The 16,886-nt window shown below is 62.1% G+C and carries 16 protein-coding genes and 1 tRNA gene; 9 read left to right on the top strand and 8 right to left on the bottom strand.

All coding sequences use genetic code 11. The features are described from left to right. Nucleotides 1–10 precede the first annotated feature (10 nt). A tRNA-Gln gene (locus RRH01S_RS20760) sits at nt 11–84 on the bottom strand. 158 nt (nt 85–242) lie between these two features. On the opposite strand from RRH01S_RS20760, the gene RRH01S_RS20765 reads away from it, so the two are divergent. Beyond that, nucleotides 243–545, top strand: a complete 303-nt coding sequence (locus RRH01S_RS20765) for a cupin domain-containing protein (protein WP_007693827.1) — start codon at nt 243–245, stop codon at nt 543–545. Next, nucleotides 542–1,450: an MBL fold metallo-hydrolase gene (locus RRH01S_RS20770; protein WP_042474061.1), complete on the top strand. Its 909-nt coding sequence runs from the start codon at nt 542–544 to the stop codon at nt 1,448–1,450. The genes RRH01S_RS20765 and RRH01S_RS20770 overlap by 4 nt, the downstream gene beginning before the upstream one ends. Before the next feature lie 6 nt (nt 1,451–1,456). Here RRH01S_RS20770 and RRH01S_RS20775 read toward each other — a convergent pair whose 3' ends face one another. Then, nucleotides 1,457–2,389 carry a DUF1499 domain-containing protein gene (locus RRH01S_RS20775; protein WP_042474064.1) on the bottom strand — a complete coding sequence of 311 codons (933 nt, stop codon included), beginning with the start codon at nt 2,387–2,389 and terminating at the stop codon, nt 1,457–1,459. Between the two features lie 234 nt (nt 2,390–2,623). Here RRH01S_RS20775 and RRH01S_RS20780 point away from each other — a divergent pair, with 234 nt between their 5' ends. Continuing rightward, on the top strand, nt 2,624–3,049 hold the full coding sequence (locus RRH01S_RS20780; RefSeq protein WP_007693830.1) for a hypothetical protein: 426 nt from the start codon (nt 2,624–2,626) through the stop codon (nt 3,047–3,049). A gap of 88 nt (nt 3,050–3,137) precedes the next feature. After that, nucleotides 3,138–3,413, top strand: coding sequence for a hypothetical protein (locus tag RRH01S_RS20785; RefSeq protein ID WP_007693831.1), 276 nt, complete (start codon nt 3,138–3,140; stop codon nt 3,411–3,413). A 23-nt stretch (nt 3,414–3,436) separates the two neighbouring features. On the opposite strand, the gene ppdK is transcribed toward RRH01S_RS20785, so the two are convergent. After that, on the bottom strand, nt 3,437–6,103 hold the full coding sequence (ppdK, locus tag RRH01S_RS20790; RefSeq protein WP_042474067.1) for a pyruvate, phosphate dikinase: 2,667 nt from the start codon (nt 6,101–6,103) through the stop codon (nt 3,437–3,439). 185 nt (nt 6,104–6,288) lie between these two features. Here ppdK and RRH01S_RS20795 point away from each other — a divergent pair, with 185 nt between their 5' ends. Both RRH01S_RS20795 and RRH01S_RS20800 read left to right on the top strand, forming a co-directional pair. Next, nucleotides 6,289–6,579: a type II toxin-antitoxin system ParD family antitoxin gene (locus RRH01S_RS20795; RefSeq protein WP_042474071.1), complete on the top strand. Its 291-nt coding sequence runs from the start codon at nt 6,289–6,291 to the stop codon at nt 6,577–6,579. Next, on the top strand, nt 6,576–6,878 hold the full coding sequence (locus RRH01S_RS20800; RefSeq protein WP_042474073.1) for a type II toxin-antitoxin system RelE/ParE family toxin: 303 nt from the start codon (nt 6,576–6,578) through the stop codon (nt 6,876–6,878). The genes RRH01S_RS20795 and RRH01S_RS20800 overlap by 4 nt, the downstream gene beginning before the upstream one ends. A 13-nt stretch (nt 6,879–6,891) precedes the next feature. Here RRH01S_RS20800 and RRH01S_RS20805 read toward each other — a convergent pair whose 3' ends face one another. The 4 genes from RRH01S_RS20805 to RRH01S_RS20820 form a co-directional block, all read right to left on the bottom strand. Beyond that, the gene (locus tag RRH01S_RS20805; RefSeq protein WP_007693837.1) at nt 6,892–8,217 is read right to left on the bottom strand and encodes a hemolysin family protein; all 1,326 of its coding nucleotides are present in this window, start codon (nt 8,215–8,217) and stop codon (nt 6,892–6,894) included. A 141-nt stretch (nt 8,218–8,358) separates the two neighbouring features. Further along, entirely contained in the window at nt 8,359–11,820 is a 3,462-nt protein-coding gene (locus RRH01S_RS20810) for a chromosome segregation SMC family protein (RefSeq protein ID WP_042474076.1), read from the bottom strand. Between the two features lie 159 nt (nt 11,821–11,979). After that, nucleotides 11,980–12,717: a DsbA family protein gene (locus RRH01S_RS20815; RefSeq protein ID WP_037223285.1), complete on the bottom strand. Its 738-nt coding sequence runs from the start codon at nt 12,715–12,717 to the stop codon at nt 11,980–11,982. Nucleotides 12,718–12,884: 167 nt separating this feature from the next. After that, entirely contained in the window at nt 12,885–13,382 is a 498-nt protein-coding gene (locus RRH01S_RS20820) for a DUF721 domain-containing protein (protein ID WP_037223296.1), read from the bottom strand. Nucleotides 13,383–13,480: 98 nt separating this feature from the next. Between RRH01S_RS20820 and mutY the strand changes: the two genes are divergently transcribed. Genes mutY through RRH01S_RS20835 form a run of 3 tightly spaced genes read left to right on the top strand, consistent with a single transcriptional unit; the run spans nt 13,481 to nt 15,571 of the window. Further along, nucleotides 13,481–14,569, top strand: coding sequence for an A/G-specific adenine glycosylase (gene mutY, locus RRH01S_RS20825; RefSeq protein WP_042474080.1), 1,089 nt, complete (start codon nt 13,481–13,483; stop codon nt 14,567–14,569). A gap of 17 nt (nt 14,570–14,586) precedes the next feature. Next, nucleotides 14,587–15,201: an HAD family hydrolase gene (locus RRH01S_RS20830; RefSeq protein WP_037223287.1), complete on the top strand. Its 615-nt coding sequence runs from the start codon at nt 14,587–14,589 to the stop codon at nt 15,199–15,201. 4 nt (nt 15,202–15,205) lie between these two features. Next, entirely contained in the window at nt 15,206–15,571 is a 366-nt protein-coding gene (locus RRH01S_RS20835) for a YybH family protein (protein ID WP_007693849.1), read from the top strand. A gap of 171 nt (nt 15,572–15,742) precedes the next feature. On the opposite strand, the gene RRH01S_RS20840 is transcribed toward RRH01S_RS20835, so the two are convergent. Continuing rightward, a complete protein-coding gene (locus RRH01S_RS20840) occupies nt 15,743–16,873 on the bottom strand; it encodes a site-specific DNA-methyltransferase (protein WP_042474083.1) in 1,131 nt (376 codons plus the stop codon). Nucleotides 16,874–16,886: the final 13 nt, after the last annotated feature.

A 16,886-nucleotide genomic window follows, 5' to 3' on the forward strand; every position in this document is an offset into this window, starting at 1 on the left:
AAAATTGCAATGGCTGGGGCGCCTGGATTCGAACCAGGGATGGCGGTACCAAAAACCACTGCCTTACCGCTTGGCTACGCCCCACCAGAGTGACATGGCGACGATCCGCGCCAAATCACCGCCTGATTAGCAAAGGTCGCATCCGCTCACAATCATTAAGTTATAGGTGAGCGCATATTTTTATCCGCTTCCCAAGTGGCTATGCTAGGTCTTGTCATCCCCAAATCCCATCAGGAGACCCAATGAGCCAGTATCGTGCCCGCCCGCCCGCTGTCCCCACCGTGCTTGTCGACGATGATGTCGTGCGGATTACCCGCTGGGATTTCGAGCCGGGCGCCGATACCGGCCACCATGTCCATGGCCTCGGCTATGTCGTGGTGCCGATGACCGACTGCCAGTTCCTGCTGGAGGAGCCGAGCGGAGACAGGCGCGTCGACATTGCCAAGGGCGCGGCCTATCGGCGGGAAGCCGGCGTCGAGCATAATGTGGTCAATGCCGGCTCCGAGCCGATGTCCTTCATAGAGGTCGAATACAAGCGATCATGAGCAATCCAGACTTCGATCTTGCCTTCGAGGCCGCCTACGGCCGCGCCGTGCCGGTTGCGCCCGGCATCGAACGGATGACGGTCAACAATCCCAGCGCCTTCACCTTTCACGGCACCAACAGCTATATCGTCGGCGGCTCGTCGGTCGCAGTCATCGATCCCGGTCCGGAGAATGAAGAGCATTTTGCCGCGCTGATGGCGGCGCTGAAGGGGCGCGAGGTCACGCATATCTTCGTCAGCCACACCCATCGCGACCACTCGCCGCTCGCCAAGCGGCTGAAGGAGGCGACGGGGGCGCTGACGGTCGGCCAGGGGCCGCACCGGGCGGCGCGGCCCCTGCATGAGGGTGAGGTCAATCCTTTCGCCGAGAGTTCGGACACGGATTTTCGGCCGGATATCACGCTTGGCGATGGAGAAAGCGTCTCGGGGGACGGTTGGCAGCTGACCGCGCTTCTGACGCCCGGCCATACGGCCAATCATGCCTGTTTCGCGCTAGAGGGCAGCGGCGTCGTCTTTTCCGCCGACCATGTCATGGCCTGGGCAACGACGATCGTCGCGCCGCCGGACGGCTCCATGGCCGACTATATGGCCTCGCTCGAGCGACTGCTTGCCCGTGACGACCGCCTGTTTCTGCCCGGCCATGGCGGCCCGGTGAAGGAGCCCGCTTCCTTCATGCGTGGCCTGCGAACCCACCGGCGCATGCGCGAGCGCGCCGTGCTGGAGCGCATCAAGGCCGGCGACCGGCTGATCCCCGACATGGTCAAGGCCATCTACCGCGACACGGACCCGCGCCTGCATGGCGCCGCCGCCCTGTCGGTGCTGGCGCATCTGGAGGATCTGGTGGAAAAGGGTCAGGTGCTGACGGACGGGCCGCCGGCGCTGCTCGGGGCTTACAGGCCCGCCTAAACCAGGTCAACTTCCGGCAATGCCCAGGAGCTCGGCGTCCAGCGCCTTCAAATAGCTTTCGGCGATATCGGCGCTGATACCGAGATCATCCTGACCGTAGCGCGAGGCGACGCGGACATCGACCAATGTCGTCTCCGCCTCCTCGCGCAGTCGGATCAGCACATCGAAAGGCAGGCCGAAAATGCGGGTGCGGGTCTGCCCCTGCAAGACGACATCGGTATTCTGGCGGATGAGATCGGCTACGCCGTCGCGATAGGGGCGCGGCGTCGGCACCGGGATGATATCGGGCATATCGGTGACGGCGCTGTCATCCGCCGTCGGGCTCGGGCGCTGCCGGGGCGTGCGACGGCGCGGTCTTTGATCGCCGTTCGGATCGACCAAATCGGTGCCTTCAACCTTGACGATGGTGATGTGATTGTCACTGGCGACCTTGCGCACGGCTTCAAGCACGCGGTCGGACGCCCCCTCATAACGGCGACTGGTGAGCGCGGGATAGGCGACATTCTGCGCCTCGCGATCCCCTGATGTCACAAGCCGCCTGGCCGGCAGCCAGAGTTGCTTGGCCTCCGGCGTCGCCAGCCATTCCGGAGCGTCAGTGACATCGGTGGACACATCATAGATCGCCGGCCGGCTCCAGTAGCGCTCGACACCAACGCCGACGATCGCCAGCGGCAGCGCGGCATAGATCAGCGCTTTGACGGCCGAAACGCCGCCGAGCGCAGCCATCCGCCAGAGCTGCGTGAGGCCAATGACCGCAAGCAGTACCGCAAACGCGGCGAATCCGGCCGAAACCAGCAGCAGCAGAACGAAATAAGGTGTTTCCAGCGGCCCAAACCGATGGCCGATCAAGATCACCCCGCACAGCACCAGCGCAAAGGAAGCAATCAGGCGCGCGGCGCGGGCGGCATGCGAAACGGGACGGTCGAAACGAATGGTCATCAAGGGCTCGTCGGCGCGTCGGATCGGAAAGCGGATGAACCGAATCCCTGGGGCTGATCCCATGTTTAGAGCAAGAAACGGCGAAAATAAATCGGATGTCGCGGCACGGATAAACAAGCTTCGACTGCGAGCCGATTTGGTATCGCCTAGCACAAAAACGTGAGTACTTGCTTAAATTCCGAAAAAAGGCCATGATTTTCGTGTTTTACCGTGGCTATGAAAGGACTTGAGGAGATGGGAACGAAGAAATCGCCCGACATCGCCGCCAAGCCATCGCCTGCATCGACCGGCGTGGCTGCCGATGCCAGCGAGCCTGCCCTGCCGCTCGAACTGCTGGAACTCGAGCTTTCGCTCGATGGTTTTTCCGGTGGGGAAGCGGGATTTTGCGAAGCGGTGCGAACCGCCGCCAGAGCTGTGGGCGGCGAACTCCTGTTCGATCTTCCGGCCACCGGACTGATATCGGAATACCGCCGGCTGGCCGTTCTGTGGATACCGGAGGGCGGAGAGAACATGCGGATCATCTTCGCGGCGCTCGACCTGGACGGAGCGGAAATTCGCGTGCTGGAGCCGAGTGAAGAAACCGAGCATCTGCTCAGCTTCACCGATGCCTTCGTCGATCTGCTGCAACGCCTGCCGGAAAGGCTGGACGACGCCGCCTGAACGTTTTTAGCCGTGCGACAGGCCTTTCGCGCCCTGCCGCACGGCATTATGATCTCTGCCTGCACATCTCAATCCAGGACATCAGGCCATGCGTATTTCTCCGGCACTCCTCCTCATAGCCACAGGCTTGCTCCTATCCGGTTGCCAGACGGCGGAAGAGATCCGAGCGGCGGACCAGTCGAGATGCAGCGGCTACGGCTTCAGGCCCGGCACGCAGAATTTTGCGAATTGCATGATGAATCAGGATTTGAGCCGCCGCGCCGACCAGCGTGCCTTCATGGAAAGCAATGACGATTTCTTCTGGGGACCGCCCTATGTCATCGGGCCGCGCTATTATCATCATCGCGGCTACTGGCGGCGTTGATCGCGCCGCCACTCGCGTGAGTGTCAGATCCTGGCCTTGATGGCCGCCTGTGCCGCCGCGAGCCTGGCGATCGGCACGCGGAAGGGTGAGCAGGACACATAATCCAGCCCGATCTCCTCGCAGAAATGGATCGAGGCGGGATCGCCGCCATGCTCGCCGCAGATTCCGAGCTTCATGTCGTTGCGGGTGCGGCGGCCACGTTCGGTGGCGATGCGGATCAGTTCCCCCACGCCATCGAAATCCAGCGAGATGAAGGGATCATGCTCGATGATGCCCTTGCGCTGGTAGGTCGGGATGAAAGCGGCAGCATCGTCGCGCGACATGCCGAAAGTCGTCTGCGTCAAATCGTTGGTGCCGAAGGAGAAGAACTCGGCCGCTTCGGCGATGATATGGGCGCGAAGTGCTGCGCGTGGCAGCTCGATCATGGTGCCGACGAGATAGTCGATCTTCATGCCGGCTTCGGTCATGACGGCACCGGCGACCTCGTCGATCCGCGCCTTGACGTAATCGAGCTCGGAACGCAGACCGACCAGCGGCACCATGATTTCCGGAACCACCGCCGCACCCGTCTCCTTCGCGGCGGCAACCGCCGCCTCGAAGATGGCACGGGCCTGCATCTCGACGATTTCGGGATAGGAAATCGCCAGCCGGCAGCCGCGATGGCCGAGCATGGGGTTGAACTCATGCAGTGCGTCGACCCGCTGGCGCAGGATGGCGGGCTCCATGCCCATGATGCCGGCGACCTCGGCGATCTCCTCGTCCGTCTTCGGCAGGAATTCGTGCAAGGGCGGGTCGAGCAGACGGATGGTCACCGGCAGGCCGTGCATGATGGTGAATAGGCCTGTGAAATCGAGCCGCTGCATCGGCAGGAGCTTGTCGAGGGCGGCGCGGCGCCCTTCCTCGCCTTCCGCAAGGATCATCTCGCGCATCACATGGATACGATCGCCTTCGAAGAACATATGCTCGGTGCGGCAAAGACCGATGCCCTCGGCGCCGAAGGCGCGGGCGGCGCGTGCATCCGCCGGCGTATCGGCATTGGTCCGCACCGTCATGCGTCGCGAGCGGTCGGCCCACTCCATAATGCGGCCGAAATCGCCGGAGAGTTCCGGCTGGATCATCTGCACCTCGCCCTTCAGCACCTGGCCGGCGGAACCGTCGATGGTGATGATGTCACCCTTCTTCAGGGTAATGCCGATGCCGATTAGCTTTTCGTTGCGCATGTCAAGGCGCATGGTGCCGGCGCCGACGACGCAGGGCAGACCCATGCCGCGGGCGACGACCGCCGCATGGCTGGTCATGCCGCCGCGCGTGGTGAGTATCCCCTCGGCGGCATGCATGCCGTGAATATCCTCCGGGCTGGTCTCGATACGCACGAGGATGACCTTGCGGCCCTCCTCCTCGGCAGCGATCGCCTCCTCGGCAGTAAAGACGATTTCGCCCGTGGCCGCCCCCGGCGAAGCTGGAAGGCCGGAGCCGATGACTTCGCGATGGACGCGCGGGTCGATGGTTGGATGCAGGAGCTGGTCAAGCGTCGAGGGCTCGATGCGCGAGACGGCCTCATCCTCGGTGATCACGCCCTCGTCGACCATGTCGACCGCCACCTTCATCGCCGCCTTGGTGGTGCGTTTGCCGGCGCGGGTCTGCAGCATCCAGAGCTTGCCGCGCTCGATGGTGAACTCCAGATCCTGCATGTCGCGGTAATGCGTTTCAAGCTGGGTACAGATGCGGCGGAATTCGGCAAAGGCCTCCGGCATCAGCTTTTCCATCGACGGCCGATCATAGCCGGAAGCGATGCGGGCAGCCTCGGTGATGCTCTGCGGCGTGCGAATGCCGGCGACGACATCTTCGCCTTGTGCATTGACGAGGAATTCGCCGTAAAGCTCCTTCTCGCCGGTCGATGGATTGCGGGTGAAGGCGACGCCGGTCGCCGACGAATTGCCGAGATTGCCGAAAACCATGGCCTGGATATTGACCGCCGTGCCCCAGGCTTCGGGAATATTGTGCAGATGGCGATAGGTGACCGCACGCGGGTTCATCCAGCTGGAAAAGACGGCGCTGACCGCCCCCCAAAGCTGCACTTCCGGTTCCTGCGGAAAGGCCTCGCCGAGTTCCTCTTCGATAACGGTCTTGTAGAGCGAGACCACATGCTGCCATTCGACGGCGGACAGATCGGTATCGAACTCATGGCCGAGACGGGCCTTCTCGTCCTCGAGGATCTCCTCGAAAACCTCGTTGTCGAGACCCATGACGACATCGGCATACATCTGGATGAAGCGGCGGTAGCTGTCCCAGGCAAAGCGGGCATCGCCGGCATCGTGGCCGAGCGCCTGCACCGTGGCATCGTTGAGGCCGAGATTGAGGACGGTATCCATCATGCCGGGCATGGAGGCGCGCCCGCCAGAGCGCACGGAGACGAGCAGCGGCTGCGCGGTATCGCCGAACTTGCGCCCGGTGATCGCTTCCATCTGCTTCAGCCCCTGCATGACCTGCGGTTTCAGCTCATCCGAAACGTTGCGGCCGTTCTTGTAATAGAAAGCGCAGGCATCGCTCACGATCGTCAGGCCGGGCGGAACCGGCAGGCCAAGGCTGCACATCTCGGCAAGATTGGCGCCCTTCCCCCCGAGCCGCTCATAATCCCTAGCGCGACCCTCGGCCTTGCCATCGCCGAATGTATAAACCCACTTGGTCATTTTCCCCCGTCCAACTCCTTAAGCTGAACTTAATTCATTGAGACGGAAAAGAAAATCGACAAATGCGGCAAATTGTTGCGCTGCACAATAAATATCGGTTGTAGTCTGGTTTATCCGCACTTTCTCAAGGATCCGATAGGATTAAATCCTACTCTGTGCTAGAAAAGCTCGATAAGGAGATCGCTATGAGAACGACCCAAGCCCTTAGCATCACACTTCCGTTGGAAATGGCGCAGATGGTGAAAAGCAAGGTTTCGTCCGGCGAATATGCCAGCGAAAGCGAAGTGATCCGCGATGGTCTGCGTGCGCTCGCCGCACGCGACGCCGCTGTCGAAAAATGGCTGCGCGAAGAGGTCGTGCCAACCATCCAGGCACATGACACCGACCCCGGTCGCGGCCTTTCTGTCGAGGAGACCCGGAAACAGCTCCATGCACATATTGATGCGCGAAGCGGACAAAAGACCTCTCGCGCATGAAATATACGGTCGTTTTCGACGTAGATGCACGAGCCGATCTAGCTGAACTCTATGAATATCTGCTGCCCGAAGCGGGCGAACGCGTCGCCCGCGACTATATCGATCGCCTGATTGACTACTGCGCCGCATTCGAGACTTTTCCGGAACGCGGCACGCGCCACGAGGACATCAGCCCTGGCCTTCGCACGGTGGGATATCGCCATAGGGCAACCATCGCCTTTCGGACCAAGGACGACACCGTCACCATCATGCGAATATTCCACGGCGGAAGAGAAATACGATTGACCACCGAGGAGTAGGTCTCAAAGACCGCTAAGCCCCCGGCTCCCGCCGCGCCAATATCTTGTCGATCCGCATGCCGTCGAGATCGATGATCTCGAAATGCCAGCCGTCGAATGTGAAGCTTTCGCCGACGTCCGGCAGATGGCCCAGATGATAGAGCGCAAAGCCCGCGAGCGTGTGGAAGTTGCTGTCTTCTGAGCGATCGCGCAGGCCGAGCCGCTCGAAAGCGTCGTAGGCCGGCATCATGCCTTCCATCAGCAGCGAACCATCCGCGCGCTCGACGACATCCGGGCTCTCGTTTTCCATGTCAGGCAGATCGCCGGCGATGGCCTCCAAGAGGTCCGTCTGCGTGACGATCCCCTCCAGGCTGCCATATTCATCGATGACCATGGCAAGGCGGACAGGCGCGCGCTTGAAGCTTTCCAGCACCTTGAAGACGGCGGTTGCTTCGTGGACGATCAGCGGCTGGCGAATGACCGCCATCGGATCGAGCGGCTTGCCGTTCAGAAGCTGATCGAGGAGATCCTTCTTCAAGACCATGCCGATCGGCTCGTCTATCGATCCGCGGCTGACGAGAAGCTGTTCGAAACGGCTCTCCCGAATGGTTTTTTGTATCTCCTCGGGCGTGTCGTCGGCATCGATCCAATCGATTTCCAGCCGGGGCGTCATGATGTCGGAGACGTCCCGGTCGCCGATGTTGAAAACGCGTTCGACCAGTTCCTGCTGCGCCTGCTCCAAAAGACCGGCTTCCTGGCTTTGGGCGACCAGAAGCTTGATTTCCGCCGGCGAATGCAGCGAGCCTTCGCCGGTGCCCGGCCGCAGACCGAAAAGCCGAAGAACCAGATTGCCGAGGCCATTCAGCACCGTGATCGCCGGGCGAAGCAGGAAGAGGAAGAGGCCGAGCGGCCGCACGACACTCAGCGCCGTACCTTCGCTGCGCTGCAATGCCAGGCTCTTCGGCGCGAGTTCGCCAAGCACGATATGCAAGGCGGTGATGATGATGAAGGAAATCGCAACCGCGACGGCATGCGATCCGGCAGCGGCCCAGGAGCCGGGCAGAAAAGCGAGAAGCGGCTCAAGGAGATGGGCGAGTGCGGGTTCACCGACCCAGCCAAGCGCAAGCGAGGAGATGGTGATGCCAAGCTGCGTGGCCGCAAGATTGGCGTCGAGATTGTCGACCGCCTTTTGCAGCGCCTTGGAGTTCATCCGCCCTTCGGCGACCAGCTCTGTCACGCGGCTGCGTCGCACGGACACGAGAGAAAACTCGGCGGCGACGAAAAATCCATTGGCTGCCACAAGAAACAATACGGCGAGTATTCCGAGGATATCGAAAATACTGCCATCAGACCCAGACATGCTTCCCTTCCGGGCGGTTCAGCGCCACGTATTATTGATCGAAAACAAAACTATCACGCTTTGTAGCTGTACGGCAGCCGAAGCGGCAATTTCTTGTCGATATGGAAACAGTTTTCTCTCTTTCCAGTCGGGAGAATGCGCTTAGGCTATTTCTCGCAGCCGCTCGGCGGTCTGCAGGTCGACGGAGACGAGCTGGGAAACGCCCTGCTCGGCCATGGTGACGCCGAAAAGGCGATCCATGCGCGCCATGGTGATGGGATTATGGGTGATGACCACGAAGCGTGTCTCGGTCGAGGCGGACATCTCATCCATCAGATTGCAATAGCGCTCGACATTGTGGTCGTCGAGCGGCGCGTCCACCTCGTCCAGCACGCAGATCGGCGCGGGATTGGTGAGGAACACGGCGAAGATCAGCGCCATGGCCGTCAACGCCTGCTCACCGCCGGAAAGCAGCGTCATGGTCTGCGGCTTCTTGCCCGGCGGGCGGGCTAAGATTTCGAGGCCCGCTTCCAGCGGATCGTCGGATTCGATCAGTTGCAGTTCGGCCGTGCCGCCGCCGAAGAGATGAGTGAACAGCCGCTGGAATTGCGCGTTGACGACATCGAAAGCGGCAATCAGCCGTTCACGGCCTTCGCGGTTGAGGCTCTGGATCGCGCCGCGCAGCTTACGGATGGCGTCGATAACGTCATCGCGCTCCTTGATCAAGGCCTGTAGCCGTTCGGTCAACTCCTTGCTTTCCTCCTCGGCCCGTAAGTTGACAGCGCCCAGGCGCTCGCGCTCGATCCTCAGCCGCTCCAGCTCACGCTCGATCTCGCGAGGATCGGGAATATCCTGCATCACCGCCAGCCCGGCGAGCCGCAGCGCCTCGTGCGGTTCGACATTGAGCGCCTGGCGGATACGCAGCTCGCTCTCCTGCCGGCGCTCGCGAGCCGACACCAGCCGCTCCTCGACACGACCGCGCTTTTCACGGCTTTCCGCCAGTTCGGACAGGGCCGTCGTCGCTTGCCGGTCGGCGTCGCGCTGCACGATTTCCGCTTCGGCCAGGCGGTCGGCCGCGGCGCGACGGGCCTCCTCGGCCTTTTGCAACTCATTCATCAGCGCGCGGCGCTTGTCGTCGAATTCGTCCGGGGCGAGGTCAAGCTCGGCGGCTTCATCGCGCGCCTCTTCCTCGCGGTCGCGCAGGGTCTGGATATGCTCCTCGGCGCTGGCGGCACGTTGGTGCCAGCCGTCGCGCTCCTGCTGGATCGCCAGGATACGGCGCTGCCGGGCCTCATTTTCCCGGTTCAATCCCTCATGTCGGGCGCGGGCCTCGGCCAGCACGCCGCGATCGGTCGCAACTTCCGCCTGCTGGTCGCGCAGCTTGATATCGATAGCCGTCAGATCGGGCGCGTCTTCCAGTTCAATGCGGGTATTTTCATCCTGCACCGTCACTTCTTCCATCTGCGCCTGCAGCTGGCTGACAGCCTCGGTGATGATATCCCGGCGGCGGATCAGATCGCCGGAGGCGCGTTCGGCCGCAACCAGGGCTTCACGGGCTTCAGCGAGATGGCGAGCCGCAAGGCGGCTGGCATCACGGGCAACAGCCAGGCGGCCTTCCTCTGCCCGGATTGCCTCACCGGCTGCAGCCAGACGCTCTTCAGCCTCATGCAACACATCGCGCGCAAGTTCGGCCTCGGCCTCAAGCTCGGCAAGGCGATTTTTCTGCGCCAGCCGCAGGGCCGCGGCACTGGGCGCATCCGCCCCGGTCACATGCCCGTCCCAACGATAGACGGCGCCTTCCTTGGTCACGAGCCGCTGTCCCGGCTTCAACGCCGGCATGAGACGCAGGGCATCCCCGGCCGCGACAAGGCCGATCTGGCGCAAGCGACGCGTCAGGGCAGCCGGTGCGCCGACATGGGAAATCAGCGGCTTTACGCCTTCCGGCAAGACGGGATCGGCGGTGCCGCTGCCATTGTCCGACCAGTACGCGGGTGCCTGCGGATCCAGCGGCGATTCCAGATCATCACCGAGCGCCGCGCCAATCGCGGTCTCGAAGCCGCGATCGACACGCAGCTCTTCGGCAACCGGCGCGAAGGTGCCGGAGGCGGCGCCCGCTGCCAGCATCTTCGAGATCGTGCGCGCTTCCGTTTCCAGGGCATTCAGCCGCGAGCGGGCCTGATCGGCCGGGGCGCGCGATAGAGCTTCGGTTTCGCGAGCCTTGGCAAGAGCCGTCTCGACGCGCTGGATTGCCGCATCGGCATCGGCAACGACGCCCTCGGCGGTTTCGACCATATCGCGCTTTTCGCCGGGGTCCGGCAGTACGGCCATCTTCTCGTCGATGGCGGACAGCTCACGGTTCGCCTCGTCCATCTGGCGTTCCAGCCGCAGCTTGCGATCGGCAAGATCGCGAATGGCGCGTTCGAGCTGGTTGCGCGCGGCGGCGGCCTCGGCGCGTTCGGCCGTCAGCGCGGTGAAGATGCCTTCGCTATCTGCAAGCTTGGACGCGGCCTCCTCGAAAGCCTCGCGCGTCTCCTCGGCAAGCCGGCCGGAATCCGCAAGGATATCGGCAATATCGGCTTCTTCTGCGTCGAGCTTGGCCAGGATCGCGGCGTTGTCGGCGACAAGACGCTCCTCACGACGGATATCCTCGCCCAGTTGCGCCAGCCGGCGGGTCAGCTCGTCGCGACGGCGCAGGATGCGATTGGCATCTTCTTCCAATTGATTGCGGGCAAACTGCAGCCGTTGCAGCGCGGCTGCGGCCTTTGCCTCGTCGTCACGCAGCTCCGGCAGCTTGAAGCTGGCAATACCTTGCGCCTTCGCCGCCTCCATCTGCAGCTGCGCCTTTTCGGCGACCAGGACGGTTGCTTGGTTGAGGCCGCTGTCGGCCTCCGCTTCCGCCTCCTTGGCCTGCACCCAATGGATATGCAGCAGCATGGCCTCGCGGGCGCGGATATCGGCGGACAGTGTCTTGAAACGGTTGGCCTGACGGGCCTGACGTTTCAGGCTCTCGATCTGGCTTTCGAGCTGCGAGGTCACGTCGTCGAGACGCTCGAGATTGCCTTCGGCGGCGCGCAGGCGCAGCTCCGCTTCATGCCGGCGCGAATGCAGGCCGGAAATGCCGGCCGCCTCTTCGAGAAGCTGGCGGCGGGCCTGGGGCTTCGCCTGGATCAGCTCGCCGATACGCCCCTGGCCGACCATGGACGGCGAGCGCGCGCCGGTCGACGCATCGGCAAACAGCAGCTGCACATCCTTGGCGCGGGCCTCCTTGCCGTTGATGCGATAGAGCGAACCCTGCTCGCGCTCGATACGGCGCGTGACCTGGATTTCATCGCTGTCGTTGAAGGCGGCGGGCGCGGTGCGATCGCTATTGTCGAGATAGAGGCCGACTTCCGCGGTGTTGCGCGCCGGCCGGTTGCCGGAGCCGGAGAAGATCACGTCGTCCATGCCAGAGGCGCGCATGTTCTTGTAGGAATTCTCGCCCATCACCCAGCGCAGCGCCTCGACAAGATTCGACTTGCCGCAGCCGTTCGGGCCGACAACGCCGGTCAAACCGCGCTCGATGACGAATTCCGCTGGTTCCACGAAGGATTTGAAGCCGACGAGACGAAGCCTATTGAACTTCATGGGCCGATCTCCACCCTCCCCTTGAGGGGGAGGGTCGGACCAAAGGTCCGGGGTGGGGTGATCATGTGTGCACCCCAGAGATCATCCTCCGCAAGGAGGAGGCGCAAAAAAGCGGGCGCGCAGGTTTCCCCACCGCCCGCCATTTGCAAAATGCGCGGGTCAGAGAAGGCTGTCGATAAGCTTCGACATGGCACCAACCGACATGTCTCCTGCGTAACGCTTGCCGTTGATCAGGAAGGTCGGTGTCGCATTGACGCCGAAATCCTTGGCTGCACGTTCCCTAACTGAGTTGACATCATCCAGAAGCTTCTGGTTCGTCAAGCACTTCGTAAAGCTATCCTCAGTAAAACCTGCAAGTTTCGACATTTGCAGCAGTGCGGCACGGCCATCGACGTCAGGCGAAGCCCAGGCGATCTGCTGTTTGAACAGCATTTCGACCATCGGCATGTACTGTTCCTGCGGCGCGCAACGGGCCAGCATGAAGGCGGCAGCAGCGCGCGGATCGAACGGGAATTCGCGGATGACGAAGCGAACCTTGCCGGTATCGATGTACTTCTGCTTGATGGCGTCGAAGGTGGTGACGGCGAAATGCGCGCAGTGCGGGCAGGTCAGCGACATGTATTCGACGATCTTGACTGGAGCATCTTCCTTGCCGAGCGCGATTTCCGGCAGGGAGCCGGGCTTCAGCACTTCGTTCATGTCGACGCTGCCATCGGCCGTGGGAATTTCATCCTCTGGCGTGGAGGCCGTGCTGGTCGTCTCCTGCGCGCCACCAGCCGTCGTGGCGTTGGCGGCGGATGCGGTGTCGGCAAAGGCAGCGAACGCTACCGAGAGGGCCGCAACGGCACTGCCGCCCAGCAGGTGGCGTTTGGTCAAGAGCATGTCGGACATCGGCATAGAGTCACCCGTCGTTTAGGAGGTCTGTGAATGGTCCATTGCGATATAACGGCTGGTTGCCGCTAACAAGGCACGGTTGACCAACTTTCTTCAAAGAATTGTGACCTGGAGAAGACGGAGAGATTAAATTATCGTCAGAATTGCATGGGGATGGCGATTGAAGCGGTTTATCTTCCTCGCTTCCAGACCATCGCCGTGCCTAGTCTCTGGATTGCAGCCCGCAGCTTGTCGTCCTCGATACCATCCATCATTCCCTCCAGCTTGCGGGCCGCCTCGCCCTTCAGCGGTGGCGGAGTGCGGGAGCGTCTTGAGGCAACCGAGACAGGCTTCTGGACGATACGGATCTGGCTGACGGCGTGGAAGCCGAAGAAGCCGTTGATGCGCTGGATGAGTTCACCCTGGGCATGGGTCAGGAACAGGGCGCGGGCGCCTTCGCAGGCGATGGTCAGCACGCCGGGCTGATAGCGGCCCTCCTCGCCCGAGCCTACACGCTTGGCCCAGGCAATCTTTTCAGGCCGCGTGCATTCGGCGAAATCCTCGCCGGCGATCTCATCCCAGGATCCGAGCAGCGCCGTATTGATACCGGCACGCTTCGCCAGCACCGGATCGATGATGCCGTTGGTCAGCTCGGAAATCTGCTTTTCGCCTTTTCGGGGATAACTCATATGATTAGCGGTCCGGAACCTCGTTTGCGCGATCGGGACCTTGATCGTCCGACGCAGCTTGGCCAAGTATAGAGCACTTCCCCTCGATGCGGCAAATCATGACGATGACTTCTCAATTCCCGACGGCCGCATCCCTGCTTGCCTGGTACGACCGCCATCACCGTGACCTGCCCTGGCGGATCTCGCCGCCGATGGCGGCGCGGGGCATCCGGCCCGATCCCTATCATATCTGGCTGTCTGAGGTGATGCTGCAGCAGACCACCGTGCCGGCGGTCAAAGCCTATTTCGCCAAGTTCCTCGAGCGCTGGCCGACAGTCGGCGATCTGGCAGCAGCGCCCACCGACGATGTCATGGCCGCCTGGGCTGGCCTTGGCTATTACGCCCGCGCCCGTAACCTGAAGAAATGCGCGGAAGCCGTGGCGGCGGAGCATGGTGGGCGATTTCCCGACACCGAGGACGGGCTGCGGGCCTTGCCGGGGATCGGCGATTACACAGCCGCAGCAGTCGCGGCCATCGCTTTTAACCGGCAGGCGGCGGTCATGGACGGCAATGTCGAGCGCGTCATCTCCAGGCTCTATGCCATCTCGACACCCCTACCCGCCGGCAAGCCCCTGATGAAGCAGAAGGTGGCGTTGCTGACTCCCGCCGACCGCCCAGGCGACTTCGCGCAGGCGATGATGGATCTGGGTGCGACGATCTGTACGCCGAAGCGGCCGGCCTGTGCGCTCTGTCCTTTCAACAACGCCTGCGAGGCGCTGGCCTCGCATGATCCGGAACATTTTCCGGTGAAGGCGGCGAAGAAGGAAAAACCTGTGCGGCAGGGAGCCGCTTTCGTGGCGGTCAATGGCGACGGTGAGATCTATCTGCGCCGGCGCATTGCCAGCGGCCTGCTCGGCGGCATGACCGAAGTGCCGACCACCGGCTGGACGGCGCGGATCGACGGCGAAACCAGTACCGATGCTGCCCCCTTCCCGGCCGATTGGCAGGCAGCGGGGACCGTGACGCATGTCTTCACCCACTTCGAACTGCGGCTGTCGATCTATCGCGCTCAAGTGGCGGCGGGCGCCAACCGCAATGACGGATGGTGGGAACCGGTTACAAATCTTGAAGCGCAGGCCCTGCCGACCGTCATGAAAAAAGCGATCACCCAGGCTATTCCTCTCGCGTTTAGCAAAGCCAGCGCCTAACCATCAGGAAATCATTCATGACGACGGAAATCCGGCACATTGTCTTCGATATCGGCAAGGTTCTCATTCACTACGATCCGAATATTCCCTACAGCCGTATCATTCCCGACAAGACGGAGCGTGACTGGTTCCTCACCAATGTCTGCACCCACGAATGGAACATCGAGCAGGATCGCGGCCGCACCTGGGAAGAGGCAGAGGCGCTGCTAATTGCCGAGCATCCGGAGCGCGAAGAGCAGATCCGCGCCTTCCGCAAGCATTGGCACGAGATGGTGCCGCATGCCTATGATGACAGCATTGCGATCTTCGAAGGATTGATCGCGGAAGGCCGCGATGTCACCATGCTGACCAATTTCGCATCCGACACGTTTCGGGAGGCGCAGGCGCGCTTCGATTTCCTCAACAAGCCGCGCGGCGTTACCGTGTCCGGCGATATCGGTCTGATCAAGCCGGATGTCGCGATCTATGAGAGGCATGTGAAGAGTTTCGGCCTCGATCCCGCGTCGACGATCTTCATTGACGATTCGCTCGCCAACGTCGAAGGCGCCAAGGCGGCCGGCTGGCATGCAGTTCATTTCACCGGCGCTGCGAAGCTGCGCAGCGATCTCGCCGCCTACGGCATTAAGGTTTGAGCCCATGATTTTCGACCCGGCAGAACGCATCACCCTGTTTCACGACGCCATCAACAGGCTCGACTACGCGACGATCGAGAATTTCTTCGCGGAAAACGCCACCTACGTCTCGAACGGCGTCGGCAGCCTTGCCGGCCGCGAGGCGATCATGGAGGCCTTCCGCGGCTATTTCGACACCTATCCCGATCAGACAGCCTCCAATTCATTGGTGGAAACGCTGACGCCGCTGTCCGGTCGCTCCGTCTGGTCCGTGCGAGCGACAAACAGCAAGACCGGCAAGCCGCTTATTCGCGAGGGCGAAGAGACGATCACCTTCGACGAGGATGGCCGTGTCGTCCGGGTCGATGTGACGGATTATCAGGAATTCTGAGCCGCCAACCTCAAAAAATAACGCCCAGGGTTTTGGCCCTGGGCGTTTCGCCTTCCTCCCTAACTGGAGGTACAAGACAGAGAAAGGCGAGTGTGCGGAATGGGCAGCAGTGCGATCCCGAAAACCGTGGGGCGGTTTTGGAACGGGATCGTGCCGGTCAGATGAGTGGGATTACCCCACCTTCCCTATATCATTGCGGATGATCGCCCGGAGTTCGTCGATCGGGCGCAGGGACTGCCCGTCGTCGAAGTGCCAGAATGTCCATCCGTTGCATGCATCAAGGCCCTGGACTTTCGCGCCGAGGCGATGAATGGAGCCGGCCTCGCCGCCGGCAGCAACCGTGCCATCGGCGCGAACGATGGCGCTATGGCGGCGCCGTGCATCCGTCAGCACCTGGCCGGGCTTGATCAGACCGCTTTCAACGAGCACATTGAAGGCAACGCGGGCTTCAGCCTTCTTGCCGGTCATCACCGTCAGCTCCGCCTTGCCGAGCGGTTCGACGGAGGCAATGCGGGCGCTGGCCGCATCGATGTAATCCTGCTCGCGCTCGATACCAACGAAGTGACGGCCGAGACGCTTGGCGACGGCGCCGGTGGTGCCGGAGCCGAAGAACGGATCGAGAATGATGTCGCCCGGCTTGGACGAGGCCATGATGACACGCGCCAGCAGGGCTTCCGGCTTCTGCGTCGGATGTACTTTCTTGCCGTCGTCACCCTTCAGGCGCTCGCCGCCGTTGCAGATCGGGAACAGCCAATCCGAGCGCATCTGCACATCGTCATTGGCGGCCTTCATGGCGTCGTAGTTGAAGGTGTAGCCCTTGGTCTTGGCGTTCGGGCTCGCCCAGATCATCGTCTCATGGGCGTTCTGGAAACGACGGCCCTTGAAATTCGGCATCGGGTTGGTCTTGCGCCAAACGATGTCGTTCAGGATCCAGAAGTTCAGATCCTGCATCGTCGCGCCGACGCGGAAAATGTTGTGATAGGAGCCGATGACCCAGATGGTGCCAGTCGGCTTCAAAACGCGGCGGCAGGCCAGCAGCCAGGCGCGGGTGAAGGCATCATAGGCTTCGAAGGAAGCGAACTGATCCCACTCGTCATCGACGGCGTCGACCAGCGACTGGTCGGGACGGTGCAATGTGCCGCCAAGCTGGAGATTGTAGGGTGGGTCGGCGAAGATAACATCGACGGAATGCGTGGGCAGTGCTTCAAGAGCCGCCACGCAATCGCCCTTGATGATCGTGTCGACCCAAGAGCCCGGCGTTGCGGAAGTTCTAAGGTCGGCAAGCGGGAAAACTGACGCCATGTGATACTCGCTG

Origin of the sequence: Rhizobium rhizogenes NBRC 13257, assembly GCF_000696095.1 — a bacterium.
GTDB lineage: Bacteria > Pseudomonadota > Alphaproteobacteria > Rhizobiales > Rhizobiaceae > Rhizobium > Rhizobium rhizogenes.

Bases quoted from the DNA above. Each gene is read 5' to 3' on its own strand.
- RRH01S_RS20785 (WP_007693831.1), top strand. From the start codon at position 3,138: ATGCGTATTTCTCCGGCACTCCTCCTCATAGCCACAGGCTTGCTCCTA.
- RRH01S_RS20775 (WP_042474064.1), bottom strand. From the start codon at position 2,389: ATGACCATTCGTTTCGACCGTCCCGTTTCGCATGCCGCCCGCGCCGCG.
- RRH01S_RS20800 (WP_042474073.1), top strand. From the start codon at position 6,576: ATGAAATATACGGTCGTTTTCGACGTAGATGCACGAGCCGATCTAGCT.
- RRH01S_RS20770 (WP_042474061.1), top strand. From the start codon at position 542: ATGAGCAATCCAGACTTCGATCTTGCCTTCGAGGCCGCCTACGGCCGC.
- mutY (WP_042474080.1), top strand. From the start codon at position 13,481: ATGACGATGACTTCTCAATTCCCGACGGCCGCATCCCTGCTTGCCTGG.
- RRH01S_RS20810 (WP_042474076.1), bottom strand. From the start codon at position 11,820: ATGAAGTTCAATAGGCTTCGTCTCGTCGGCTTCAAATCCTTCGTGGAA.
- RRH01S_RS20830 (WP_037223287.1), top strand. From the start codon at position 14,587: ATGACGACGGAAATCCGGCACATTGTCTTCGATATCGGCAAGGTTCTC.
- RRH01S_RS20780 (WP_007693830.1), top strand. From the start codon at position 2,624: ATGGGAACGAAGAAATCGCCCGACATCGCCGCCAAGCCATCGCCTGCA.
- RRH01S_RS20805 (WP_007693837.1), bottom strand. From the start codon at position 8,217: ATGTCTGGGTCTGATGGCAGTATTTTCGATATCCTCGGAATACTCGCC.
- RRH01S_RS20765 (WP_007693827.1), top strand. From the start codon at position 243: ATGAGCCAGTATCGTGCCCGCCCGCCCGCTGTCCCCACCGTGCTTGTC.
- RRH01S_RS20835 (WP_007693849.1), top strand. From the start codon at position 15,206: ATGATTTTCGACCCGGCAGAACGCATCACCCTGTTTCACGACGCCATC.
- RRH01S_RS20815 (WP_037223285.1), bottom strand. From the start codon at position 12,717: ATGCCGATGTCCGACATGCTCTTGACCAAACGCCACCTGCTGGGCGGC.
- RRH01S_RS20820 (WP_037223296.1), bottom strand. From the start codon at position 13,382: ATGAGTTATCCCCGAAAAGGCGAAAAGCAGATTTCCGAGCTGACCAAC.
- RRH01S_RS20840 (WP_042474083.1), bottom strand. From the start codon at position 16,873: ATGGCGTCAGTTTTCCCGCTTGCCGACCTTAGAACTTCCGCAACGCCG.
- RRH01S_RS20795 (WP_042474071.1), top strand. From the start codon at position 6,289: ATGAGAACGACCCAAGCCCTTAGCATCACACTTCCGTTGGAAATGGCG.
- ppdK (WP_042474067.1), bottom strand. From the start codon at position 6,103: ATGACCAAGTGGGTTTATACATTCGGCGATGGCAAGGCCGAGGGTCGC.